24 protein-coding genes are annotated in these 24,795 nt (G+C 55.5%); 15 read left to right on the plus strand and 9 right to left on the minus strand.

Features of this window, described 5'->3' with window-relative positions; genetic code table 11:
* Window positions 1-3 precede the first annotated feature (3 nt).
* The 9 genes from mnmG (at window position 4) to H8K03_10890 (ending at window position 7,412) form a co-directional block, all read left to right on the plus strand.
* Window positions 4-1,896 carry a tRNA uridine-5-carboxymethylaminomethyl(34) synthesis enzyme MnmG gene (mnmG, locus tag H8K03_10850; GenBank protein ID UVT18346.1) on the plus strand — a complete coding sequence of 631 codons (1,893 nt, stop codon included), beginning with the start codon at window positions 4-6 and terminating at the stop codon, window positions 1,894-1,896.
* 61 nt (window positions 1,897-1,957) lie between these two features.
* Window positions 1,958-2,608, plus strand: a complete 651-nt coding sequence (rsmG, locus tag H8K03_10855) for a 16S rRNA (guanine(527)-N(7))-methyltransferase RsmG (protein ID UVT18347.1) — start codon at window positions 1,958-1,960, stop codon at window positions 2,606-2,608.
* A gap of 55 nt (window positions 2,609-2,663) precedes the next feature.
* A complete protein-coding gene (locus H8K03_10860; protein ID UVT18348.1) occupies window positions 2,664-3,440 on the plus strand; it encodes a ParA family protein in 777 nt (258 codons plus the stop codon).
* Window positions 3,418-4,266, plus strand: coding sequence for a ParB/RepB/Spo0J family partition protein (locus H8K03_10865; GenBank protein UVT18349.1), 849 nt, complete (start codon window positions 3,418-3,420; stop codon window positions 4,264-4,266). Before H8K03_10860 ends, H8K03_10865 begins: the two co-directional genes overlap by 23 nt.
* A 176-nt stretch (window positions 4,267-4,442) precedes the next feature.
* Window positions 4,443-4,946: a polymer-forming cytoskeletal protein gene (locus H8K03_10870; protein ID UVT18350.1), complete on the plus strand. Its 504-nt coding sequence runs from the start codon at window positions 4,443-4,445 to the stop codon at window positions 4,944-4,946.
* A 101-nt stretch (window positions 4,947-5,047) separates the two neighbouring features.
* Window positions 5,048-5,494: a polymer-forming cytoskeletal protein gene (locus H8K03_10875; GenBank protein ID UVT18351.1), complete on the plus strand. Its 447-nt coding sequence runs from the start codon at window positions 5,048-5,050 to the stop codon at window positions 5,492-5,494.
* 34 nt (window positions 5,495-5,528) lie between these two features.
* Complete coding sequence (gene mnmA / locus H8K03_10880; protein UVT18352.1) at window positions 5,529-6,611, plus strand: tRNA 2-thiouridine(34) synthase MnmA; 1,083 nt, start codon at window positions 5,529-5,531, stop codon at window positions 6,609-6,611.
* Window positions 6,612-6,760: 149 nt separating this feature from the next.
* Window positions 6,761-7,045, plus strand: a complete 285-nt coding sequence (gene tatA / locus H8K03_10885) for a twin-arginine translocase TatA/TatE family subunit (GenBank protein ID UVT18353.1) — start codon at window positions 6,761-6,763, stop codon at window positions 7,043-7,045.
* A gap of 67 nt (window positions 7,046-7,112) precedes the next feature.
* A complete protein-coding gene (locus tag H8K03_10890; protein UVT18354.1) occupies window positions 7,113-7,412 on the plus strand; it encodes a twin-arginine translocase TatA/TatE family subunit in 300 nt (99 codons plus the stop codon).
* A 175-nt stretch (window positions 7,413-7,587) separates the two neighbouring features.
* Here H8K03_10890 and H8K03_10895 read toward each other — a convergent pair whose 3' ends face one another.
* From H8K03_10895 to H8K03_10925, 7 genes are all read right to left on the minus strand, one after another.
* Window positions 7,588-8,052 (minus strand): tetratricopeptide repeat protein, encoded by a 465-nt coding sequence (locus H8K03_10895; GenBank protein UVT18355.1) that lies wholly within the window; start codon window positions 8,050-8,052, stop codon window positions 7,588-7,590.
* A gap of 277 nt (window positions 8,053-8,329) precedes the next feature.
* A complete protein-coding gene (locus H8K03_10900) occupies window positions 8,330-9,115 on the minus strand; it encodes a chlorite dismutase family protein (protein UVT18356.1) in 786 nt (261 codons plus the stop codon).
* Between the two features lie 90 nt (window positions 9,116-9,205).
* Entirely contained in the window at window positions 9,206-9,343 is a 138-nt protein-coding gene (locus H8K03_10905) for an IS3 family transposase (protein UVT18357.1), read from the minus strand.
* A 12-nt stretch (window positions 9,344-9,355) separates the two neighbouring features.
* Window positions 9,356-10,177, minus strand: a complete 822-nt coding sequence (locus H8K03_10910) for a hypothetical protein (GenBank protein ID UVT18358.1) — start codon at window positions 10,175-10,177, stop codon at window positions 9,356-9,358.
* Window positions 10,178-11,539: 1,362 nt separating this feature from the next.
* Window positions 11,540-11,851, minus strand: coding sequence for a hypothetical protein (locus tag H8K03_10915; protein ID UVT18359.1), 312 nt, complete (start codon window positions 11,849-11,851; stop codon window positions 11,540-11,542).
* 113 nt (window positions 11,852-11,964) lie between these two features.
* Window positions 11,965-12,588: a bifunctional phosphoserine phosphatase/homoserine phosphotransferase ThrH gene (gene thrH / locus H8K03_10920; GenBank protein UVT18360.1), complete on the minus strand. Its 624-nt coding sequence runs from the start codon at window positions 12,586-12,588 to the stop codon at window positions 11,965-11,967.
* A 45-nt stretch (window positions 12,589-12,633) separates the two neighbouring features.
* Window positions 12,634-13,422 carry a YkgJ family cysteine cluster protein gene (locus H8K03_10925; protein ID UVT18361.1) on the minus strand — a complete coding sequence of 263 codons (789 nt, stop codon included), beginning with the start codon at window positions 13,420-13,422 and terminating at the stop codon, window positions 12,634-12,636.
* A gap of 539 nt (window positions 13,423-13,961) precedes the next feature.
* Here H8K03_10925 and H8K03_10930 point away from each other — a divergent pair.
* Genes H8K03_10930 through H8K03_10940 form a run of 3 tightly spaced genes read left to right on the plus strand, consistent with a single transcriptional unit; the run spans window position 13,962 to window position 16,036 of the window.
* Window positions 13,962-14,348 carry a hypothetical protein gene (locus H8K03_10930; protein ID UVT18362.1) on the plus strand — a complete coding sequence of 129 codons (387 nt, stop codon included), beginning with the start codon at window positions 13,962-13,964 and terminating at the stop codon, window positions 14,346-14,348.
* A 3-nt stretch (window positions 14,349-14,351) separates the two neighbouring features.
* On the plus strand, window positions 14,352-15,515 hold the full coding sequence (locus tag H8K03_10935) for a PQQ-dependent sugar dehydrogenase (GenBank protein UVT18363.1): 1,164 nt from the start codon (window positions 14,352-14,354) through the stop codon (window positions 15,513-15,515).
* A 50-nt stretch (window positions 15,516-15,565) separates the two neighbouring features.
* Complete coding sequence (locus tag H8K03_10940; protein ID UVT18364.1) at window positions 15,566-16,036, plus strand: EVE domain-containing protein; 471 nt, start codon at window positions 15,566-15,568, stop codon at window positions 16,034-16,036.
* 13 nt (window positions 16,037-16,049) lie between these two features.
* Here H8K03_10940 and H8K03_10945 read toward each other — a convergent pair whose 3' ends face one another.
* Window positions 16,050-16,328, minus strand: coding sequence for an ImmA/IrrE family metallo-endopeptidase (locus tag H8K03_10945; protein UVT18365.1), 279 nt, complete (start codon window positions 16,326-16,328; stop codon window positions 16,050-16,052).
* A 187-nt stretch (window positions 16,329-16,515) separates the two neighbouring features.
* Between H8K03_10945 and H8K03_10950 the strand changes: the two genes are divergently transcribed.
* A complete protein-coding gene (locus H8K03_10950) occupies window positions 16,516-17,292 on the plus strand; it encodes a hypothetical protein (protein UVT18366.1) in 777 nt (258 codons plus the stop codon).
* 19 nt (window positions 17,293-17,311) lie between these two features.
* On the opposite strand, the gene H8K03_10955 is transcribed toward H8K03_10950, so the two are convergent.
* Window positions 17,312-18,643, minus strand: a complete 1,332-nt coding sequence (locus H8K03_10955) for a YihY family inner membrane protein (GenBank protein ID UVT18367.1) — start codon at window positions 18,641-18,643, stop codon at window positions 17,312-17,314.
* A 1,361-nt stretch (window positions 18,644-20,004) separates the two neighbouring features.
* Here H8K03_10955 and H8K03_10960 point away from each other — a divergent pair.
* Together H8K03_10960 and H8K03_10965 are read left to right on the plus strand one after the other, a co-directional pair.
* Entirely contained in the window at window positions 20,005-20,319 is a 315-nt protein-coding gene (locus H8K03_10960) for a hypothetical protein (protein UVT18368.1), read from the plus strand.
* Between the two features lie 332 nt (window positions 20,320-20,651).
* The gene (locus tag H8K03_10965; GenBank protein ID UVT18369.1) at window positions 20,652-24,710 is read left to right on the plus strand and encodes a hypothetical protein; all 4,059 of its coding nucleotides are present in this window, start codon (window positions 20,652-20,654) and stop codon (window positions 24,708-24,710) included.
* Window positions 24,711-24,795 lie beyond the last annotated feature (85 nt).

Genomic DNA, 24,795 nt, shown 5'->3' on the forward strand with positions numbered 1-24,795 from the left:
CTGTTGGCAAGAGAATTTGACGTCATTGTGGTCGGAGGAGGCCATGCCGGCTGTGAAGCGGCACTGGCTGCCTCGCGAATGGGTGCGAAGACCTTGCTCCTGACGATGGAGATCGGACGAATCGCGCAGATGTCGTGCAATCCGGCTGTTGGAGGAATCGCCAAGGGGCACCTCGTCAAGGAAATTGACGCGCTCGGGGGCGAAATGGGTCGCAACACCGATCGCGCCGGGATTCAATTCAGATTCATCAATACGAGCAAAGGGCCGGCGGTTCGTGCGTTGCGCGCCCAGTGTGACAAGGCGCTGTATCGCATCGCCATGCAAGAAACCCTCGCTTTTGAGAAACACTTGTCGATGGCGGAAGGAGTTGTCGATCGACTGCTTGTAACCGGCGAGGCCGTCACCGGGATTGTGACAGGCTCTGGAGAGACGATCGGCGCCAAGGCCGTAGTCTTGACATCGGGTACTTTCCTTAAGGGTCTTATCCATATCGGCCTCAACCATTTCCCGGCTGGCCGCGCTGGGGAAGCCTCGGCGGAACACCTCTCCGATTGCATGAGAGATCTCGGGTTTGAAGTCGGACGGCTGAAGACAGGAACTCCTCCCCGATTGGATAAATCTACGATTGATTTTTCAGCGATGATCCCTCAACCCGGCGACTCTCCCCCTCCGCCCTTCTCCTATCGCACGCAGAGCATCACAACGAGACAAGTTCTCTGTCACCTGACCTATACCGGACTTGAGACGCACGACATCATCCGACAGAACCTTGATCGCTCCCCCTTGTACAGCGGGGTGATCGAATCTGTAGGACCGCGGTATTGCCCCTCCATCGAAGATAAAGTCGTCCGCTTTGCCGAAAAGGAACGTCACCAGATTTTTATCGAGCCTGAAGGACTCGATTCGATTGAATTTTATCCGAACGGTATTTCCACCAGTTTACCTGTTGATGTTCAGGCGGCCATGTTGAAGACGATCCACGGTTTGGAGCATGCCAGGATGCTTAAGCCTGGCTATGCTATCGAGTACGATTACTTTCCCCCTCGTCAATTATACAGAACGCTTGAAACCAAGCATGTCGCCGGTCTGTATCATGCTGGACAAATCAACGGCACATCCGGGTACGAGGAAGCTGCTGCACAGGGTTTACTTGCTGGGATTAACGCTGTTTTGAAACTGCGGGAGCGACCCCCGCTAATCCTAGACCGATCTCAAGCGTATATCGGCGTCCTGATCGATGATCTCATTACGAAGGATGCCTACGAACCGTACCGCATGTTCACATCCAGAGCCGAATACAGATTGCTCCTCCGCCATGGCAACGCAGATCTTCGCCTTATGGAAATTGGGTACGAGATGGGCTTGGTTGCGCCACAAGCGTACGATAGACTGTTACAGAAAAAGACAATGATCGAGCATGAAATCGAGCACTTACATACAACCAGACCACGATTCACGGACGAGATCCATTCCCAGATCAGAGGAACCTATCTGGAGAATGCTTCACACGTACAAACCATGGCGCAGCTCCTGCGTAGACAGGAGGCGAACTATAAAGATCTCTTAGGAGTGTTTGGAACGCCTGCGGTTCCAGATGATGAAGCAGCCGAAGAGGTCGAACTTCAGATTAAGTACGAAGGTTATGTACGTCGACAGATCCAGCAAGTTGAAAAATTTAAGAAACTCGAACAAAAATTGATACCGCACACATTTGAGTATGACAAGGTCTCCGGATTCTCTCGTGAGGTTCGCGAGAAGTTCAACCGGGTGCGACCGGAGACGGTCGGCCAAGCATCTAGAATATCAGGGGTGACTCCGGCCGCCATTTCTTTACTCATGGTTGCTATAGAAAAAAATAGGCGCCGACTCCCTCCTGACCGACAAGTCGCACCATAAAATTCGGCTAATCCATTCCTTTCCTATTGACCTCCTAATACCATCAGCGTAATTGTTCCACGTGGAACAAGAGGGCTCACTTTCCTCACTGCTTCAGGAAAGTTCAGCAGAAATTGGATTTCCGCTCAATAGCGAACAGGTTCAATTGTTCATGGCGTACCTCCAGCAGCTCCAAACTTGGAATCAATCATTCAATCTCACGAGCATTACGGTAAACGAGGAGATCGTCATCAAGCATTTTGTGGATTCTCTTGCCGCGCTAATAGCAACGGATATTGAGGTTGGATCGCAGCTTCTTGATGTTGGGACAGGAGCAGGCTTTCCAGGAATTCCGCTAAAGATTGTACGACCTGATCTTCGCATTACTCTCCTGGAGCCAGCCAAAAAAAAATCCTCCTTCCTTCATTTTATCGTCGGGCTCCTCCGGCTTGAAAGAGTGGACATATGCGACATCCCTCTGAATCGTTTTATAGGCATGCACCATGTCAAAAAATCATTTGATTACATTACCACTCGCGCATTGAATCCCGCCTTGGTTCTTCGGGAAGGTAGGAGCGTCGTTCGTCAAGGAGGAAGAGCGATCCTCTATTCGTCGCAATCTATTGAAAAGTCATACGATTTCACTGAGTGGCGGTTGATAAATGAATACACGTTTGACCTTCCTGGAGAGTATGGGCATCGAACGATTTCCATCTTTTCTCTAGCGTCCTAGTCAAATTGTTTTCCATGTTCCACGTGGAACATGAATTGAGTGTAGGAGCATATGAATGGGAAAGGTTATCGCGTTTGCAAATCAAAAAGGTGGCGTCGGGAAGACTACTACGGCGATAAATCTTTCCTCTGCAATTGCCTTGGAGGGAAGGTCTGTGCTGTTGGTTGACATGGATCCTCAAGGAAATGCGACAAGCGGCCTTGGTGTCGACCAAAGATCGCTGAAAGGCAGCACCTACAGCTGTCTCGTTAAGAGCAGTACTATCCAAGAGTCTGCAACGGAAACACCCGTTCCAGGACTCTCACTCCTACCTGCCAATGCAGATCTTGCTGGAGCGGAAGTTGAGCTCGCGAATGTTGAAGGCCGTGAGAGTCATCTGAGGTTTATTATTAGTGACGTCAGAGATAAGTACGATTTTATTTTTCTCGACTGCCCCCCGGCTCTTGGAATTCTCACCATCAATGCGCTGACCGCTGCCAGCTCAGTTTTGATACCCGTCCAATGTGAATACTACGCAATGGAAGGCCTGACGCGTCTCATCGGCAGTATCGATCTCGTCCATCAATCGTTTAATCCAGACCTAGACGTCGAAGGCATAGTCTTGACGATGTTTGATTCACGCAATACCTTGTCCAGGCAGGTTGCCGAACAAATTCGGTCTCACTTCCAAGACAAGGTTTACCAAACCGTTATTCCTCGCAATGTCGCTCTCGCTGAGGCGCCGAGTTATGGCCGCCCGGGGATCTTGTACAACGTTGCATCGGCTGGTTCGCAGGCTTACGTAACTTTAGCTAAGGAGTTTATTGCTCATGGAGAAAAAAGCGCTCGGTAAAGGACTCGACGCCCTCTTACCTTCCTCCAAGGTAACCAAGCCGGCTGAGACGGCCGACGTTCAGCGGATCCGCCTAGAGGATATCGTGCCGAATCGCTATCAGCCACGGCAGACCTTCGCCTCGGAAGAACTCGCCGATCTCGCCGCGTCCATTAAGGAGAGCGGGATCCTTCAACCTATTATCGTCCGTCGGAAGGGGGACGGGATCTACGAACTCATCGCCGGGGAGAGACGATGGAGGGCCTGCAAGGAAGCTGGTTTGGCCATGATCCCAGCGGTGATTAAGAATTGCGGCGATCAAGAATCGCTGTTGCTCGCCTTGGTCGAGAATCTCCAGCGGGAAGACTTAAACCCCATGGAAACGGCGCGTGCCTATTCGCGCATGATGAACGAATTCGGCCTCACTCAGGACGCGGTGGCTGTGAAGGTCGGCCGTGATCGTTCCTCAGTCGCGAACTTCATTCGACTCACCTATCTTCATCCGGAACTCCAGGAACTTGTCGAAGCACGAACGCTTTCCGCCGGCCATGCCAAAGCGCTTCTGGGGCTGCAGTCCCCTGAAGACCAGCTGAAAGTCGGAAAACTCGTCGCATCCGGCGCCCTCTCTGTTAGAGAAACGGAAAAGCTCGTCGAACTCTCGCTCGTGGGGAAGAAGCGGCAGCAAAAGCCTGCCCGTAGTGGACAATGGGCCGACCTTGAAGCACGATTACAGAAGCGTCTCGGCACCAAAGTGACCGTCCATCCCCAGAAGCAGGGAGGTAAACTCGTCATTCACTATTTTTCTTCGGACGAACTCGATGGCGTCCTTGAGACTCTGCTTGGGTAATCCTTCGTTTGGGGGCGACCGGGTCCTAACAAACCCTCTAAAAAGGTGCACCTTGTTGCATTTTGACGCCTATGAACGCTAAATATCCTGTCGGGACCAACCGATACGACATCTAACGGCAACGAACATGATTGATTCAGGCACCCCTATCCCACTCTGTGAGAGGAGGCGATCGTATGTGGAAGGACAAACAGGACGGCAGGCGCGCTGATGAAGTGGACCTTGAGGGCACCGGAACGGGCTTTGATTCGACAAGGTCCGACGCTCAACAAGATGTCAGCGCCTTTGTGGGAAAGGGTGTGGTCTTCAAGGGCACCATTACCTATAACGGGACCGTGCGGATCGATGGAACCCTAGAGGGGGAAATCCACACGGACGGCATCTTATTGGTCGGTGAAGAAGCCGTCATCACCGCCAAAGTCACCGCCGGCACCATTGTCTGTAAAGGCAAGATCACGGGGGAAATTCACGCGCGAGAAAAGATGAAACTCCGTGCGCCCGCCGTGATCAGCGGGGGAGTCGTCACTCCGATGCTCTCCATCGAAGAAGGAGTCCTGTTTAATGGTACCTTGGAGATGGAACAAGCCGTGCGCCCCGCACAGAGAGAAGTTCCTCGAGACACGTCTCTCCATCCTGTCGGACCTACTACCGAGAGCGGAGTGAGGAGGGTCAACGTCTAGCCATATGATATTCTAAACATAGGTGGACGCAGCAGCTCTTCGTTCGACGCTATTTGGCATAGTGCCTCGTCGGTTTCTGTCATAAGGAGCATGGAACGCTGATGTGGGCTCTCGGAGAAAAACATGCACAGGACGCCGGTAACGATGGGAATTTCACCTTTCTAGGGAAAGGTGTCGATTTCAAAGGGATCGTCAACTTTGATGGAACGATCCGTATCGATGGCCGCGTCGAAGGTGAAGTCCACACCACAGGAACCCTGATCGTCGGGGAACAAGCGGTCGTCAAGGGGATTATCTCTGCCGCGGTCTTGATGACCAGCGGTAAGATCAACGGCACGGTGACGGCCACTGCCAAGGTTCAAATCCAAAAGCCTGGGATTCTCATCGGTGATATCCGAACCCCGGGCATTTCCATCGAAGACGGCGCTCACTTCCACGGCATGTGCGACATGGGGGCTCACAAATGGGTGGATGAGCATCCCTCGTCATCGAAAAGCGTTCACGACTTGACGACTCTTCGCAGCAAGCTACGCCCCTCCAGCCTCTAGCCCTTTGCCCATTCTCCCGGTAGAATGGCCCCCTATGACTCGCCCCACTGTTCTGCTTGGGATGAGCGGCGGAGTTGATAGCTCCGTTGCTGCCGCGTTGCTCGTGCGCCAGGGCTATGATGTCCACGGCGTCACCCTCCAGGTCTGGGAGCACGAAGACGAATCGGTCGCGACCTCCAAGAAGTGGCAAGAACGAGGCTGCTGCAAAGTCGGCATTGCCAAACACGTTGCGAAAGTCCTGCACATCCCCCACGAGGTGTTTGATGCTCGCGACACATTTCGCACGGGGGTTATCGACGACTTTCTGACCGGCTATACCAGCGGCACCACGCCAAACCCCTGCGTCCGCTGCAATGAGCGCGTGAAGCTTCGGGGGCTCGTGGACCTCGCCACATCCCGGGGCTTCGACTACGTCGCGACGGGACACTATGCCCGTCTTCAGATGAATCGCGGCTATTCGGTCCTCGCTCGTGCCGCTGACCATGGCAAGGATCAAACCTACTTTCTCTACCGACTGAACCCTCGATGGCTGCCCCAACTCCTCTTCCCCGTTGGCGGACTCCAGAAGTCAGACGTGTGGGTTGAAGCGGAAGCCATGGGCCTCCCCGCCGATGAGCTGAAGGAGAGCCAGGAGATCTGTTTCGTCTCCCAGGGAGACTACCGCACCTTCATTGAGAAGGAAGCACCCGAAGCCAAAAAACCTGGACTCTTTGTCGACACCGCCGGCCAGCCCCTGGGGCAGCATAACGGAATTGCATTCTATACGCCCGGTCAACGTAGAGGGCTTGGCATTGCAGCTGGCGAGCGTCTGTATGTTCAGCAAGTTCATGCGGCGACAAATACCGTGCTCCTCGGCCCGGAACACTCACTTCGGAAGGAGGAGTGTACGGTGAGCGACCTGAACCTCTTCGTCCCATGGCTCCGCGAAAGTGAAGTCACGGTTGACGTCAAAGTACGCTACGCCACGCCCCCGACTCCCGCCACTGTTTCACCACTCACCCCATCCAGCCTTCGCATCAGGTTTCACGAACCTCAAAGAGCCCTAAGCCCGGGACAATCTGCTGTCTTCTATGACGGTGAGGAAGTTCTCGGGGGTGGTATCATCCAAGCGTTCTGATGTTCCTGACCCACGCTGTTCATCTTGACTTGTCGTAGAATCTTCTATAGCCTTCAGCTTACTAGAACTTGAGGGTGTGGTTTGCCTTTGTCGCCCTGGATGCCCTGTCGTACTCCGCCCACGCTCCTTTTGTTCATAATGAGGTACTGATGTTCGGTTCATTTGGGTGGATGGAACTGATGCTGATCTTGATCATTGTGTTGATCATTTTCGGCGCAGGCAAACTTCCTCAATTGGGAGAAGGCCTTGGTAAAGCCATCAAAGGCTTCAAGAAGTCCGTTCATGAGGCCGATGCGATCGATGTCACGCCGGCCGAACAGTCTCAACAGGCCCAGACGCAGGCCCCCTCATCCGCTCAGGTGAGCGCCCAATCGGAAGAGAAACCATCGCCCGCATCACAAGCCCCGCAAACGGGCCAGGTGAAACAAGGTTAGACGGTCCGCGTGTGCCGGCACGACCGGAGAGCGGGGAATCAGCAACCTCCTCGTACCAATGTGACGTATGTTCGGATTGGGAGCCAGTGAGATCTTAATCATTCTGGTGATCGCGTTTCTCCTTTTCGGCCCAAAGCAACTTCCGGAAGTAGGCAGGCAAGTCGGCAAGGCCATCAAGAGTTTCAAAGATACAGCTGACGATCTACGGAAGTCCGTGGAGCCGGAGCTGAACATGATTCAACAAGAAGTCAAAATGGTCGAACAGGACTTCCAAGCTTCTATGAAAGAAGCCGAAGAAGAAATCGCTGCTGCGGGGAAGCAAGCGGAGAACGGCGCCGAATCAGTCGGTAAACCGAGCCAGGCCTGATCCGTACGAGAGATGATCCGCGGAGAATGCTCACATAGGTTCCGGCAACATCGACCTCCTGTTGGTTTTTGATCCGCACGAATCTCCCTCGCCACCGACGCTGTTACTCAGGGCCATCGGCTGATCGTTCCACCCACAGCCACCCATTCATACCCCTGAATGGTTCCATCCTTTATCAATAAGCTCCCGGCATGTTGCCAAGACTGGGCCGCACAGTCCCCTGGGGACGTTCGACGTACCGACTCTGGTTGGTGGTGGTGGACTCGGGATCCCCATGCGGGGCGAGGGCTGGCGAATCCCAGATGATTTTGTCTCCTGGAGCCAAATCAGCCGCTTCCATGAAGTGCCGCCGCGCGCTATCAATATTGCCAAGTGTTTTCAATGCCAAGGCGTAATTGTAATGTGCCTGTCCCGATTCTGGGGCTGCCGCCATCGCTTGCTCAAAGTATTGCTTGGCTGCTTCGAATTGGCGAGCCTCATAGGCTTGCATCCCCTGTTCCGTTAACTGAGTCGCTTGCGACTTCACCTCGCCTTCAAGCGCCAACGGCACCAGCGGCTTGTGCTTCTGCGAACAGGCCATCCCACTCGCCAAGAGAAGAACAATCCCTATCACAATCACCACGGTCATGTAGGGTTTCATCTCCGCTCACCTCTCGATCAGGTTCGCTTTCGCGTTTCTTCCTAGAAGTCTTGCGATAGAGCACGTCCCATTCAGCGTTGCTCTCAACGAGGTTCCTCGAATAGGACATCAGTTTGGCTTTGATTTTGTGATTGATCTCCTGCTTCCTGCGCCAACTCGGTGGCCAACACCCGCTTGATCTCTTTCAGAAGTCGTTCGTCATTCTCTTAGAACCATACGTCTCTCGTCTCAGCGTCTGACGCACTTCCACATCATAACCAAAGGTAGAGTTTGAACCCTAGCGCGCGATGATTTCCAGAATCTCATCAAGCGGACGAATGGTGCCTAGCAGGATGGGCTCACCGAACCGTTTATTGTGGCGGTTCTCTTTCACCTGCAGTAACGCGGTCACCAGGTTATTGAAATCGTCAAGCTTAGCTGTCTCGAAATACGTGATGAAGTCCAAATCGTCTAGGCCGCTGGAGTGGTAGAGCTTGCGCTTCACGGTCTTCAGGTAGAGCACCGTCGCATCTGTATGCTCTTTCATCAAAGTGGTTCTGGCATCTTGTGGCATCAGCCACCAATCGGCATCTTTGCGGACAGGGACCACCACCACGTACGGACTGCCCTGAGGCGGTGGAGTCTTCAGTTCAGCCTTTAGCTCCTCCGGAAATTTCGGCACATAGTTCAAGGCCTTTGTGATGCCGTTAAACGTGTCGGTGTTCTTGAGGGCTTTTCCGAACGACGTGCCCATAAAGTCCACCAAAAAATTCTGGTTGTCGATCATTTCTTTGGAGTGCACTCTGAGAAAAAAGTCCGCTTTCTCGGACAAGCCCCGCACCAAGTGGGTATCCACGGAGACCTTGTCCGCATGCATCTGAAACACCCGTTTCACTTCCTCCACAGCGCCCGCCTTGGCTTGCTTATCCATTTGCGACCATTGATCACCGACCTTGAAGGCGGCAAACGTTGCATAGACGCCTGGTTCCTTTAATAACTTCTCCCGATCCACTTCCGCTCCAGCTACTCGTGCGAGAGCAATGACAGCAAAAAGTACTAAGACCAGGACTGTTCTATTCCGCATGCAGTCCTCCTTAACAAATGGAAGCAATCCCTAGGACGAAGGGTATCGACCCGTAACGCACAAGAAAAGACCGCTTGGTATTTGAGGAGCTCACCGAAGGCTCGCGGTTGGATGGCCGAGGTTGTCTTCCCACATGAGCCGCGCCACCTGTTTGTGGTTCACCGGCAGACCACGCCGGCGAAGTTCCGCCGTGGTCCGCCGATAGCCATATCGACGCCGATGCGCCAACGCGATCGACTGTTAGCGCATCACTGGAGTGCCCTTTTTGGCCCAGTAGTAGTAGATAGACATGTTGGGGTAGATGGCGTTGATATCGTTCTGCCCGGCGAGCGAGAACAAACATCCCGCGGCAGCTACCAGTGAGCCACCCGGGCCATGGAAGAGCGTATACTGGATGGAGGGCTCCAAGCCAATCAGGTTATAGGTAGTGGGGTTGATGTTTTGGCTATGCCCATCGATCCGCCAGGGCACTCCATGGACTGAGAGGAACTCAAGGGCAAAGCCCAGCCCCCGCTTGTCGTCTACAATCCATTCTGCGATGGCCCGAGTATTGATGATATCGCCGTTATACGTGGTCTCGCCTCTCGTGCTGCCGGGGATGGTGTAGGTATAATACACCGAGCCCATGAACCGGAACGGCTTGATGTTCTTTCGCCACATGACGCCTTCTGTGAGGGCAAGTCCTCCGAACTTACTGGACGGAAGGCGGCCTAGAGGAGCGAATCCGCCTGGAATGGGATGCGTGCCGAACGTACCAGTGCCGAACCATTGACTGGTCGGGAGGCTTATTCCGTGGTAGAGCGTGAAGGTCCCTTTCCAAGAGTCGGGGTCCTGCACACGGATGCGCGTCTTGAGATACATCGTGGTGTCCCCAAGCCCAATATCGTTAGGATGTGCGGTTCCATGTCCGGACAACGAAGGGCCAGAGTCTTTATAGGAGTTGTACCATATAAGTTGGGGAGCGATATCCAACTCGATATTATCCGTGATGCCATACCCCAAGAACCAGGTGGGGGCGACCGCCTGGAGGTCAGTCGATGCGTGGTGAGGCTTTATCGACATGGTATTGCCGTACTGCGAGGCGCCAACCTCGCTAAAGACATAGAGCTGGAGCAGGAACTGACCCTTGGGTTGAACATCTGGGGAATTGGCCAGGATCGGCCCATGGCTAAACGGATTCCAGCTCCTCCGGTACCTCTGAATTTCCTGGGGGGTCGGGAAAAACCTCCACTCCCATTCAGGAGAAGGACGGAAGAACGAGTACTCCTCCTCGCTCGCGGGTGCTGCGCTCGGGGAACTTGGGGAGGACTGAGCGCTGGTCTCCTCAGCCCACACCCTGTCCGGCGTGAACCCTCCCAGACACCAAAGGCAGGCCCATAAGAAGATCATCATTCGGCACACCGCAGTGCCTAGGACCTTCGGGTCGTGAAGGCCCGCGGACAGAGCTATCTTTCTCCAGGGTAACATCATCAGCTCCTTTGACTTAATACGTTAGAGGTGGGACATTGAGGATTTCGTCTTGGGGTGACAGACAACGCTGTTAGGGGGAGAGGATATGCAAGCTAGTGTCGCCGTCGTCCCAGACTAGTCTGGACAGGTTTCACTGCAGTGTCTATTGATCTCTCCTCGCTTAGAAAACCTGTCTCTATTTGAGTTTGGGCACAACGATACGAAGCTAAACTTCGACCTCTCTATTCGAAATATGCCTATCGCAATATGCACTCGATGCAAATCGTAGTATGCACTCGCAATATTCAAACCACACGATTGACTTGGTAACTTTTCTGGATGTGAATTATAAACTTATGACAAAATTCGAGAAGTTCTATTTTTTACGTTTTGAAACTCAGATCATCGGGAGAACCATATGAGTAGTTATGGTATCGTTGTTGGACTATGCAGCGCTGAACTGTAGAGGAGATTATGCAAATATACCTTGTAATATTAAGTTGTTATGAATAACATTGTAACCGCATTTTAACGCGTTACTTACACGTAACATTTTAAGATTTGTAAACCTTATTGGTCCCCGAGCATATTGTTCCCGAAGTCCGTCTGGTTCAAGACTCCACTCGCTGTTGCTTTTGCCGGACTTGTCTAGAATTGTCCCGCTCCCGGTCGGAGCGATAGCGTCAAGGACCACTTCCGTTGCCCTTCGATTCCTTGCAGGCGGTTCGACGCCTGGATCCGCGAGGTCAATCCGGATCAGGTAGAGGGTGGTCGCTATTGGTCAATTACACCTGGCACGGGGATCAAAATCCTTCTCACCCCTTCTGGTCTGGAGTTCAGGGATCGGACATCAATCTGTCCGACATGCGTTCTTCAAACCTGAATACGAGCTGGGGCAAGAACTTCGTCGAGAACAAAATGCCGGAGGCGGGTTCGTGTATTCATGTCCAGAACTTACTCTGGACTGTCGGATTTTTACGGCGACAATGCGCGTTCGTGTTGCCTTAGTACTTCCCTTGCCCGCTCTTCTGGCGTGAGTGTTTGAAACCAGGTCTTGTATCGCTCTTCCTGCTCTGCCTTGTCATCGGCATCGCCGAGAACGCAATCATGCTTGGAAAGCATGGCGCATGCTGTCAGCGCGAACACTAGGGATAGACTACCAATAAGACTACCGATATAGGAGCGCATAGCAAACCTCCTGGAGCTAAGACCTCTATCGACGACGAAGTCGATATCGTCTGGACCCATTTCTTCATGAACGGCATGGTCGGCATTCAAACCGGCCATGATCATCTGTTTCCCAGTCCATATATTTCATACAGCTTGGGTCGCCACGCAGTCGGGCAGGATTGGGCTTATGCACAGCTCTGGATAAATTTCTAAGTTCTTTCCTCCGTATGTTAAGAGACAGCGAACTGACCGGTCTTGGCAAACCGCTCCTGCAGTTCGCCGTAAGTCTTTGTCACAGCAAACTGAGGGAACTCTTTCGGGAGATGTTCAGGAGGGCAAAAGAAAAATCCGGCGTGAGCTTCACCCAACATGGCCGTATCGTTGTACGAATCACCGGCAGCCATCGTAAAGAAGTTCAGCGCTTTGAGCGCAGCGACGGCATGCTTCTTTGGATCCTGCATTCTCATATGGTAATTCACGATGCGGCCGCTCCCGTCGATCTCCAGCTGATTGCAGAAAAGAGTCGGGAAGCCCAGCTGTCGCATGAGGGGTTGGGCGAACTGATAGAACGTGTCCGACAAAATAATCACCTGGCAGCGCTCCCGTAACCACGCGAGGAAATCAGTCGCCCCATCTAATGGCCCCATTTTTGTAATGACATTTTGAATGTCGCCGATCTTCAACGCTCGCCGATCGAGTATGTCCAGCCTCTGCTTCATGAGCTTGTCGTAATCCGGCATCTCACGGGTCGTGATCTTCAATTCTTCAATCCCGGTCTTCATCGCGACATTAATCCAGATCTCCGGAACGAGCACTCCTTCCAGATCCAAACACACCACCACGGGCTTCTGCATGCATCTCTCCTCTTCATCCATAGACGATACCGCCGACTCAGGCCATCACCTGACGGCCTTTTCTCCGCCTCCTGAAAATGACTGGCTCAAGTAGCGCCAGACCTTGTCCAAAGCCTGATCCAGTAACTGTGCGCCCTTCCATGTCCGCTGATTCGCATGTTCGTGACGTTCCGCCCAATCGAGCACCACCGGGAGCGGAATCAGCCTCGTCGGAGTTGCCGTCAATTCTTGCCACACTAACCCCAAAACAGTGCTGACCCGTATGGGTGTCGGTACCGGCTCAACCTGATTTTCGATCATGTCCTCGCAGTATTCGGATGGGGATGTCACCAACAGTTCGCGGCACGCGGCGGGACGTTCGTCGTAAATCGTACACAGCTCTTCTTCAAGGAACGGACATGGCATCCGCAGTGCATAGTACTCACGATTCACACCATCCAAGGCATCATCGTCCGGCTCTTCAGGGGCATCGCACAACTCCAAGAGCTTTCGCCAAACCCCGCGAGACAGCAGCAGAAGCTTTGATTCGGCAAACCGCGCCGAAATGCGAGCCTGCTGCTCAGCGGGACGCGACCGAACCCATTCTCGTAACGCCAAGGCCTCCGGGGCCGAGAGCGGGACGAGCATTCGACAGCATGCTGCACACCCCTTGCGACAGGATGGCGGTTTGCCCGACTCAACGGAGCGCTCGACCTCGAGAGCCTGTGCCTCCTCTCCTAAACGCCGTATCAAGGGAACAATCGCTGTAATGGGAACAAAACCGGTCGGCACCTCCACTGCGCTGGTGATCTGACCAGCCGGCGTGTTTATGGCTATCTCGAAACGTTCGGTCATTGCAGGCTCTCTTGGTAACAGATCGGTCCTTGACAGGCATCATGTTCGCGTGATGCTGCCCAGAAAGTAATATGCCGCTGCTCGATGAATCAATAGCCGTCATGTCGACGGTCTTGAATACCATCACCACGATTCAGCCTTCGCTCGTCGTCCTCCATTCACCAGGACCGACGACTCAATCACCGCAGAGAAGAGGTAGACCAGCAGATCCTGCCGGTGCGTATGCCCCTAGCCCAAACGGACTCCCTCATAAGGCCATCTTCGGGCCTTGCGCAGTTGGTGAAAAGGCGTAGAGTCTATTCTGCGCGGGTACACCGACCCTGCGATTATCACGAGCCGCTACTTCATAACTGCCAGCGAGGTGTACCCCCGCTCAATTCCCTACCGCTCATTCCCCGCTGCAGATGCTGCTCCCAGCAAACCGGACCGGTACAGCTGCCTGTGGTTCCTTTCCGGTCATTCCAACGTCCAACGTGAATCATCCATAATTGGACCTGTCTTGATCTTGCTCCTTCATTGCAGAAACTCGATAATGGCGCATGGAACCTCGGATCGTCTTTTCCGGCCATGTCATCGGCCTGCTGAAAGAATACATGCGGGATCTCGTCGATCAGGCGACACAGGACACGCTCTCGCAAGAGCAGTTCGGCTTCACTCCACTCCCATACCGGCCTGACCAAGCCATTTCCGATCTCCTCGCGCTGCTGGACGATCGCATTGAATCGGAAGGGGTCCAAGTCGGATTGCCCGAGGGGTTTCTCCATGATATGTGGAGTCTCTGTAATGAGGCGGTCGCGCCGGTATCTGACCGAGTTTGGCTGGAAGGAAATATTGAAGGTCGGAACCTCAGCAAGGCTCAAACGAGGGAGCTTACCTATCGGGTTTTGATCGAGTTCATCGAATCCCGCTCACCTGGACGAAGCTGACATATGGATTCCTGGATCATCCGGTGGTCCGTGATACTCATCCTGCTGCCAACCGGCAGTCTGCAAGCGGACGACGCGTTGGCTCCACCTACCAAGCCTTCTGACGGGCGACATGTGGTCGCTCTCGCTCCGCTCGTCACACATGGCCTCGAGCAACCGGTCTATCTCACCCATGCCGGTGATGGGTCTACGCGACTTTTCGTGGTCGAACAACCCGGTCGCATTCGTGTGCTGGAAGCGAATGCGTTGCGTCCCGGCCCCTTTCTCGATGTCACCGAGCGGGTACTTTCCGGTGGGGAGCGCGGCCTTCTGGGACTTGCGTTTCATCCTAATTACCACCGGAATGGGCGCTTCTTCGTCAATTACACGAGAAAGCCGGACGGCGCGACGATCGTGGCTGAGTATCACCGGGGTGCAGCGGAGACGTCGGCCTCTCACGAAGAACGGATTCTCCTGACCGTGCTGCAACCCTATCCCAATCACAATGGTGGAATGGTGACCTTCGGACCCGACGGCTACTTATATGTCGGCCTCGGTGATGGCGGTTCAAAAGGCGACCCGGAAAACCGCGCGCAGAATCCCAATGACCTCCTTGGAAAGATTCTCCGGATCGATGTGGACCGCGGTGATCCCTATGGAATTCCGACGGACAACCCCTTCGCTACAACCGGTGGCCGACCGGAGATTTATGCTGTCGGATTACGAAACCCGTGGCGGTTTTCCTTTGACAGCACAACCGGACACCTGTGGGCAGCCGACGTCGGTCAATACAGCTGGGAAGAGATCGATCTGATCACCCTCGGAGGAAACTACGGTTGGCGAGTGATGGAAGGAACCCATTGTTTTCATCCTTCGGCCGATTGTTCAACGGTCAACCTGAACTTGCCGATTCTCGAATACTCGCATCAAAATGGGCGCTGTTCGATTATCGGTGGCTATGTCTATCGCGGACGACTGCTTAGGAATCTGACGGGTGCATACGTGTATGGGGATTTCTGTAGCGGGGAAATCTTTGCTTTGCATCCCTCTGCTAGAAATCATGCTCTCGATGAACCGCACACCATACTCAAGACGTCACTACAGATTTCATCGTTTGGGATCGATGAGGCCGGCGAGGTCTACGTCCTCGATCATAAAGGGGGAATCTACCGTCTCTCGCTTCCGTGAGAAAAGATGGTGAGGTTGCCCTCAATCAAGTTCGATAAGGAGATGCGTACATGCGTTCTGCACAGTATTGGCTGATGAAGTCAGAGCCCTCCTCATTTTCGATTGATGACTTGATGCGCTCTCCCGATCAGACGACCTGTTGGGATGGAGTCCGCAACTATCAAGCGCGTAATTTCATGCGCAGTATGGCAATCGGTGATCACGTCCTGTTCTACCATAGCAATGCTGACCCGCCCGCAGTCGTGGGCGTCGCAAGGGTCGTCAAGACCACTTATCCTGACCAGACGCAATTCGACAAGAGGGACACGCACTACGACCCGGAGAGCAAGCCCTCTCAGCCTCGATGGGACATGGTCGATATCAGATATGTCAGAACATTTCCGCGGCCTGTGACGCTGGATGAATTGCGGAAGGATCGCAAGCTCAAAGGAATGGTCTTGCTGCAGAAGGGTTCACGGCTCTCCGTTCAGCCGGTCACCCCGATCGAGTGGAAACACATCATGAGCTTGGTAGAAGACTGAGCTGTTCCGGTCGCTATGTACTGGCTTTCCCATCGTCCATATAGCGATGTTGCCAGTCCAGCCAGGCGTGACCCAGTTCGTGCGCTAAAATGTACCGGCGGCGCGTGACAGGAAGTCGTTTTCGTACATAGATCGTCTTGGTGTCATCATCCCAAATACCATCGGCATTCGCATCGCGTTTGTCCATTTCCGCATCCGACAATTGTCTGACCGAAATCCGATACCCAAAGGGAAGGACAACTTGATTGGGAATGCGCAACATCTTCTTTCGTTCTCTGAGCATCGTCGCCATGGGTCACTCCATCTTCCTCCGACTGTGGATTTAGCCTACCATAACAAGGCAGGCGGAGTATTGGTAATTTTGTCATTTAGAATCAATGAGTTACGATTCATCTCCGCTCATACTTCCTGGCATCTTTTGACCGCCGCACTCACCCTTACTAGTTCCCCCATCGACTAAAATTGTGTATGATCGCTTCATGGAACCGGCTATCACCCAAGAGTCTGCCCACACCTATCCCACCTCGGTCCGCCTTGTTGGAGTGAAGATCCGGAATCAAGGAGAGGTCAAGAAATTGGGTGCGTCCGGCGTGCCTTTACGCAGCGGTGACCCCGTCTTACTCGAGGTTGAAGGCGAGGTCACGTACGGGGTCGTCTATACAGAGCCTTACTCCACCCCGTTTATTCCGCCCATGCGAGCCATGAAATCCATTTTACGAAAGCCTGATTCTGAAGAAACGGCATTGATCGGCAGGCTTGAGACGCTTTCTCGAGAAGCGGCCGCCTATTGTCGAGCGAAAGCGGCCGAGCTCCACATCTCTCTCAAGCTGGTCGAAGTCTATGGGGCCATACATCGCCGGCAACTCACCTTTGTCTACACCGCGGAGGACCGAATCGATTTTCGCGAACTGGTTCGTGAACTGGCTCGCCGCTTCGGCGGCCGCATCGAAATGCGTCAAGTCGGGGTGCGCGAAGAAGCCCGGCGGCTTGGCGGCATCGATACCTGCGGGCTCGTGCTGTGTTGCGCGAGCTTTCTGACTGATGTGAAGCCCATCACGGCCAAACAGGCCAAAAAACTCGAACTACCGATCGATGACCCGCGCCTGCTGGGCGTATGTGGCCGACTGAAGTGTTGTTTGCTGTTTGAAATGATGGACGCTCAGGGGATGATTCCGTCTCAAACCCAACACCTGATTACACCGACTCGGTCCGATTCCTCTTCCACACAACCCAGCCCTCCTCGCTCAGACTCGTGACCCGTATATCATCGGACACCTACTGACGGGATTGTGGTTGCTCCTGGAGAAGCGAGTGCACCGTTTCACCGTCCAGCGCATGCTCCACGGCCTTGTCCCGACGGCGCAAAAGGCTGGAGATCGGATCGGTCGTTTCCAAATGGGTGAGCACCCACGGCGGACTTCCGTTTCGGACCGAATCCAGAACCTCTTTCACCAAGATCAGATCGGGCGCCTTGATCAAGCTCACGCCTTTCGGTTCCTGGAGCCGGGCTACAAAGCCCCTGTCGACAAGACGTTCCACTTCTTCCTCCACCAGAGACAAGGGAAGATTCAACTCGCCGGCCAACTCGGCCACACCCAATGGGCGATCTCCTTTGAGATAGTGATGCCCTAGAACGCGCAACACCTTGAGGGCCAGTTGTTCCCGAAACACATAGGTGCCCTGTTCCCACAGCAAACGCGAAAGATAGGCCGTGGGGTACTGGTGGAAGAATGAGAGCTGCGCGCCGATGAGTACAATCATCCAGCTGGCATAAAGCCACAGCAGGAACAGAATGAGGACCGCAAAACCCGAATAGATCGCGCTGTAATTGGCGGATGCCGCAACGAATTTTGCAAAGGCCTCCCCTGCGATGCCCCAGAGAACCGCCGTCGAGACGCCGCCGACCGCCGCTGAGCGCAAGTCAACATGCGTGTTGGGAATGACCTTGTAAAAGAACGTGAACACGGCACACAACATCACGAAGGGAACCAGTTCGCCGCTCCAGACGAACAGGGTTCCGAGCGGTTCTAACTCCACAAGGCGCTGGACCAGAGCTTGGCTTTGGAGTGAGGCCAGGAGGCCGAACGCGCCGACGACCAGGACCGGTCCAACAAGAACGGCGCTCAAGTAATCGGCGAACTTCCGCTCCCACGTGCGCCCCTGCTTGACCAGCCAGATCGCGTTCAAGGCCTGTTCGACCTTGTCGATCAGCGAATAGGTTGTGTAGAAGAGCCCGGCAATCCCGATCGCTCCCAACACACTAATTTGGATATTATCCACAAAGCCCACGATCGTGGCGGTGATCTCCCGGCTCTTCGGGCCCAGCGGCTCCAAGGCCTGGGCCAGCAAGGGTTCAACTCCATGGTGGACGCCGAAGGCCTTGAGGACCGAGAACGTCACGGCGAGAAAGGGCACCAGCGAGAGCAGCGTGGTGTAGACGAGCCCGGCCGCCCGGGCATCCAGCAAGCGATGACGGAACTCCAGTCCGACAGCCGTCCCCAGCCGAAGCGCCTGAATGCCTAACCGACGGAGGAATGAAACGCCCATGAGATCTGTGGTCCAGAGATCGTGCTTGGCAAATTGCAAGATGCGGGTGGAGCGAATCATGGGCCTTGCTCCATAGCGGCTTCCTATCCAACCGAGAGAGCGAAGTGCCGGGGCATCAGTCTAGCACAGCCGGGCATGTCTGACCGAAACCGCCCAAAAGTCTAGCCGGCAGAAGAAGGACCGCACGCCTCGGTCTGTTATTGAATGCGGCCTGCGCTGCAATCTCGCCCTTGTCGTTGATAGCACGCGCCGATCAGCCTCCAGCCTTGGCCCTTCAGTCAGGTTGTGTATCCTCACGGCATTGTGGATCGTATGGATACACCCACGGGTGCACGGTGTGGGGTGGAGTGTACTCTTAATGTAAGAGAACGTGTAGAGGAGGTTTCAAGCTGCGGGTTTGAAATGAAATCTACTGGAGGTATGCATCTGTTGACACTTCAGCCCGTCTTATCGCCTTCACGAACACCGCATGAACACCTGCCATCTCATCTAACGGCCACTCTGCCGGGCGGGAGCTACGGTCCTCAACCCAGGGGTCTGCCTAGTGTCATAACCACACAAAACAGACCCCCTCACTCTCACTTCTTCCTACACTGCGATACCCGCGCTACCTGTCATCTCATGTCGCTTCCCACATGCTAACTCATTGCACCTAGAAGCGAATAGCGCCGAGTCTTCTGGGCATATCTCTCATGGCATTCAACTTGCGAATACAGCTTGCTGGACAGATTACAAGGGAGGTTGATATGGAGCATGGACTGCTCATACGTGGAACAATCAGCGCGGCCCTGTTTGTCCATCTTGAATGGCATCTCACGCCGAGAGGATGGGTCTGCGGGGATTGGTCTGCGAAGGAACCGGTCACCCCACGAACGCCACCCCCGGAGGATCGTGTTGAGACATGGGTGATAACAGCAACCCCTTACACTAACCTATGTGTTCCAGCGCAAAAGCAATGGACACTCGTCTGGGCCTCTTCCCAACACAGTGAGGCACAGCGACGGGCATTACGGGCATGGCATCGTCTGCCGGCGCACGAGGTGGAAGATTCAAAGCCCACATCCTGGAACTTTCCTCTGAATTAGTTTCCAGTCATATCAGTCCTCCAGGGGCAGCCTGATGCCTCGGTAGGAAGCACTCATTTCGATTTCAGTAAGGCGCGAGGATAGCGCTTTTCCCCTTCCAATCCTTTACTTTCCCTTCCTGAGCATCACATCAGTCCCGTCGCGTGCATTTGGAGGTAGTACACTCAAAGTTTACAACGTCGTAGTGAAAACCCGAATCCATCGCTCATTGACATCACAAAACGTTTCGTCTACTTTTCGTTCCAGCAACTGGATTCGTCTTTCCAACTGTTATGAGGTATCCCAAAAACTAAAGTCTCTCACCGATTAGCTATAAAGTGAAAGGAGAGCGACAGGATGATGCGATGCCTTTTCACTTTAATGATAGGTCTGGGCTTGGCCGCTTCCAATATCGCTTATGCCGGTTTGCATGAGTTGCCAAGGGCTTTAACAGCGGACCTGCTCGCCAACGTACCACTCAAACTGCATCAAACAATTATCGCTCTTCAGGAAATGCCCGAGCGAACTGATTTATCGGGCCTGCAAAGTCTGGATCGATCCGTAACTATTTTCCCTATTGCATTGAGCTCAGCCAATCCGCGCATCAGCGAAAACGCCCCTCGCACGGCCACTTCCGCGCGTTCGGCAACTGGGTCTCTAGACACGCTCTAAGGGGCCTACATACAGCTTTTGGTATTCGATTCGCACCTCAGCGTGCTCTTACGGAGGTTCCCTTGACCACACAAGTTGACCCATTGCACATCCGAATACACGTTTGTGACGCCGCCACAGGCGTACCGCTCGCAGAAGTAGTCGTTCAACTGCAGAGCACAGATAGTCGCGACCTTGACGTACTCGCACAGACACGAACAGGCCCCGATGGCGTTGCGGTGCTCGAGCTGGATCCCGCTCTCTGGCGCCGCGAGCTAGTGGTGCGCGCAGCGGAGCACGATGGTCCTGCCGTTCCCATCACACGAGCGATGTTGGATGGTAGTGAGGACGCTGTGATCGAAGTGACTGGTACGGACCTTGTCGATCCTGAGCAGCTTGGAATGCTGGCCGAGCATTTGATTGCGACGCGAAGAGTGCGCGCTGACGATGTGGCCAGCGACCTCGCCAGTCCGGAACGAGACAGCATCGCGCGCCTCTTGCCTGCCGGCACTCGAGCACGACTGCTCGCGGACATCGATCGCGCACTCAGCCAAGACAACATCGGGAATACAGGTGATGCGTTTATTCTAGACCCGCAAGCTCTTCGCGATGGCGGCGTGCGGCTGGTACCGGTGCGTGATCTGCCGCATCGGTTCGAGGTGACGGACAAGCCCACCTTCGACCCGGACCTTTTCATCAAACCCGGACTTGGTTGGGACAAGTTTCCCTGGGCGCTGCCCGATGACCAGTCGTACCGCGACTACCTGCGCAGTGTGTTCGTACTCTTCGCGCATCAGCAGAAGCTGGGAGTCGGGGCCGACCCAAAGACCTTCCCCGACATCGTCGAACGTCAGCTGCTCCGCCGATTCTTCCAGGACTTCAGAACGGCCGATCGTATGGAGGTTCCGCTCAACAAGCTCCTGGTGCCCATCGTCACCAAGATCCTGGTCGCGCCCACTGCATCCGGTTTCGGATTCGCGATCGCAATTGGTTCGTTGCCCGTGCAGGGCGCGCACACGGACCGGCAGCACCTGGATGCGCTGCTGGAAGCGGCTCCAATCACCCCTCTGGAATTCGCGAACAGATATCGCCTGCCTCTCGACGAACCCGACAGCACTCTCTCCTCGCCCGTTGCGCTGAACATCCACACGCTATCGCACGTGCTCAGCGATACGGCACAGGGTCCGCTCGAGCCACGAGAAAACGTCATCGAGCCTCAGCTTCCCGGCGAGGAAGGCAAGCCCATCCTATGGAAAGAAGTTGTCGGCGCTGCACCGTTCTTCCTGCGTTTCGATGAATGGCTGGCGCGTCAGCAACCATTTTTCGCCGAGAATCTGTTGGCGATCCGCACTCAAGTCGCCGGAGTGCCTCGCGGGCCCTGGCTGGACGAAGCGCGCAAGAAGTTTCTCGACTATCACAACGGGCTGCCGCTGACACAGAGCATGACGTCGTACCAAGGATATTTCGGTTCGATGGGAGAGGTCCACCGATCTGCGAAGTTCCTGCTCGATTACGGCGCCGCCGATGCCAAGCTCACCGAGCTCGTTCAAGCGATCGACAAGAGTCAGTTCGCCGCCGCGGCACGACTTGCCGACGAGGCCGAGCGCCTGCTCAACTCAGCAGCGCCGAACCCTGTCGCCGGAGAAAATTGGGAACCCATTATGAGCGGTGGCAACTTCCCGCGACCACTCAGCTTCACCCGACGTCGGCGGATGAAGGTCAGCAACATCGTCGAGCTCACCGGCACAGAATCGAGCTATCCGCCCGACGGCTTCGAGCGATTCTGGCAGCTGGCCCGGCCCATCGACCTGTGGGCTGGGGCTGACCTGCTCGACTTCCGCACCGCGCGCGATCAGGTTACACGGCTGCGCACGTATCAGCTCCGTTTTCTGCTGCCGATGCTTCGCGCCACGATTCGCTCGGGACTCGGCGATCTCGCGGGCGCCGTAGACATGCTTGCCGGAGTGACCGGTTTTTACATCGGCACCGCGATGCTCGGAACTCCCGCCGGAATGGTGAAGCATCCGGACGCGATCGTGTCCGTTAAGCACGTCGTGGCGGGTCGATTGCGCTGGAACGACGCGCTGGGCGATCGTCCGTACACGGCTCGACTGACTTACACCGACGATCGCTACCTCGATGGGCCCTATCCGCTCACCGCTCAGCTCCGCGGCGGCTACGACGCACTGACGCCGGAGACCCCTCCGATTCTGCATCAGCTCGAAGAGCGGTACGCTCGTATCGTTCAAGCCGACGCCATCCTTGCGTGGGCCGAGGCGCTCTACCGGACCGATGAAGCGTCCATGCTCGAGCGCGCACGCGAACTCTACAAGGCCGTGCTCTTCCTGCACGGCGAAGATCCTGGCACCAGCGCCTATCGACCGTTTACGTTCGATCCCCTGCCGTGGTTCGGACTGGTCGAGAATCCGCGGGTCCGCAATCAGACCGACCGCGCGCGCCTTGCACTTCAGCAGCTCGCGGCGGGCCTGAACTTCTACGGATACAGCGACTCCGCCGTCCCGACACTGAGATATGAGACGTTGAGTGCCGCCGCAGGACGTTGGGCGACCGGTGCGAAGTCCGCACAGAGCGACTATCTGCAGTATCTCTCTCGTGTCGAACAGCTCGACTTGGATCTGCTCGCTGCCAAGGCGCAGGAGCGTAAAGCGCGCGCGACGGTCGGCATCGCGGCCGAGCAGATTGAGATCGCCAAAGCGGGCGTCGTCGTCGCGAAGAAACTCGCCGCCGACGTGGAGAAGCAAATCACCGCCAAGCAGGCGGAAATCGCCGACGCCAACTCGATCTTCAGCCAGTTCAAGGACTACTTCAAAGGAATGAAGGACAGCGTCACCTCGATGGTGGATGTCGGCAAGTCCGCTTCCGAAGGCTGGACCTCGCTGAGCACGAGCGGAGTCGGAGACGCGTTGGGACTGGGACAAGGTTCGGGCGCGGGTGCGGCGGCCTCGGAGTCTGCCGGGCTCGGCAGTGCGATGGGCGGGCTCGGAGTCGTCGGCGGGTTCGCGGCTTTTGCAGTGGTCAGCACCACGACGTTGCAAGGCATGGCCGATGCGGCCACCAAGCGCGACGGCGAGCTCAAGACGCTTATCAATGAAGCGCGGCCCGCGGCCGCAGCCGCGGTTCGCGTGCAGGAACGCAACGTCACGATCGCTAACCTTCACGCGGAGATTGCCGCGACCGATCTTGCGTACGCGCGCGATCTGATCAACTACCAGAACGAGCGCTTCCTGAATCGCGACTTCTGGGATGCGCTCGCCGGTGTGGCACGTCGCTCGCTGCATCGATATCTCGACCTGGCCGCGCAAGCCGGATGGTTCGCGGAACGCGCTCTCGCGTACATGCTCGGAACGCCGCTGCGAATCATCAAGCTCGGCTACTTCGATGCGAAGATGCGCGACGTGGGTGGAGTCGATCGCTTGTCGCTGGATCTTGCCGAGCTCGAAGCTGTGCGCTTGGCCGCAGCGAGAATCACCGTGCCGCTGACTCGCACCTATTCGCTCGCGCAGGATCTTCCGCTGGCGTTCGGCCAGCTCAAAGCAACCGGACGCTGCACGTTCACGCTGAGCGATGACGATCTCGTGGCCGCGCACCCCGGCACATTTGCTCATCGGATCCGCGCCGTCGACGTTTTCGTCGATGCGCCCGGCACGACGGTGCAGCTACGCGGCATGCTTATGAATGGGGGCTTCTCCCGCTTCCGGCGCGAGCCGGGCGGCACTCCACAACCGCTCGTCCGCTTCGCCGACGCGTATCCCGTGAGTGAGTTCCGCGTTCGCCGGGACTTCGACCTGCATGGACTACCAGGGGAGCGACTGTTGCCGTTCGAAGGCTCGGGATTTGCGACTAGCTGGACGCTCGAGCTTCCAAAACCCGCCAACGCGACCGGACTGAACCGCGTCACCGACGTGCGCGTGACGTTCGATGTGCAGGCCGGTTACGCCGCAGGCGCGGCGGTCGCCGCTGCCCTGCCGGCAGCGTCCAGCCGCGCAGTGTTCGTTTCAGCTCTCGCGATCGACGCAACCGGCCTGGCAACGCTCCGTAAATCCGGCGTCGCGGCCAAAATCGCGCTCTCGTTGGACAAACTCGCGTTGCCGGCAGGCGCAGTCATCACGAACCTCGCCGTACTACTTCCGGGCGTCGAAGGAGGAACCTTCAGCGCAGAACTCAAGTTCGGGAGTGCGCCGCCCACGCCGTTCACGATCGACAACGGCCTGGCGATGTCGAACAAAGGACCGCTCGACGACGGCATTGTCGCGAATGTGCAACCACTCAATCAGGCGGTCGGCGGGTCACCGGCTCGCCCCGTCGTGCTAACCATCGACAAGGGAACCGACGCCGCTCGTCTCGCCAAGGTGCGTGACGTGATGCTGTGGGTCGAGTACGACGCACCGTAATTACGACAGTCGGGCAGGGTGCGTTGCCCTGCGATGGTGCATGGTCGTTGGCATAGCTGTATGCATTACTCTACGAGTCATCAGG

The sequence above is a fragment of the Nitrospira sp. genome, assembly GCA_024760545.1.
GTDB lineage: Bacteria > Nitrospirota > Nitrospiria > Nitrospirales > Nitrospiraceae > Nitrospira_D.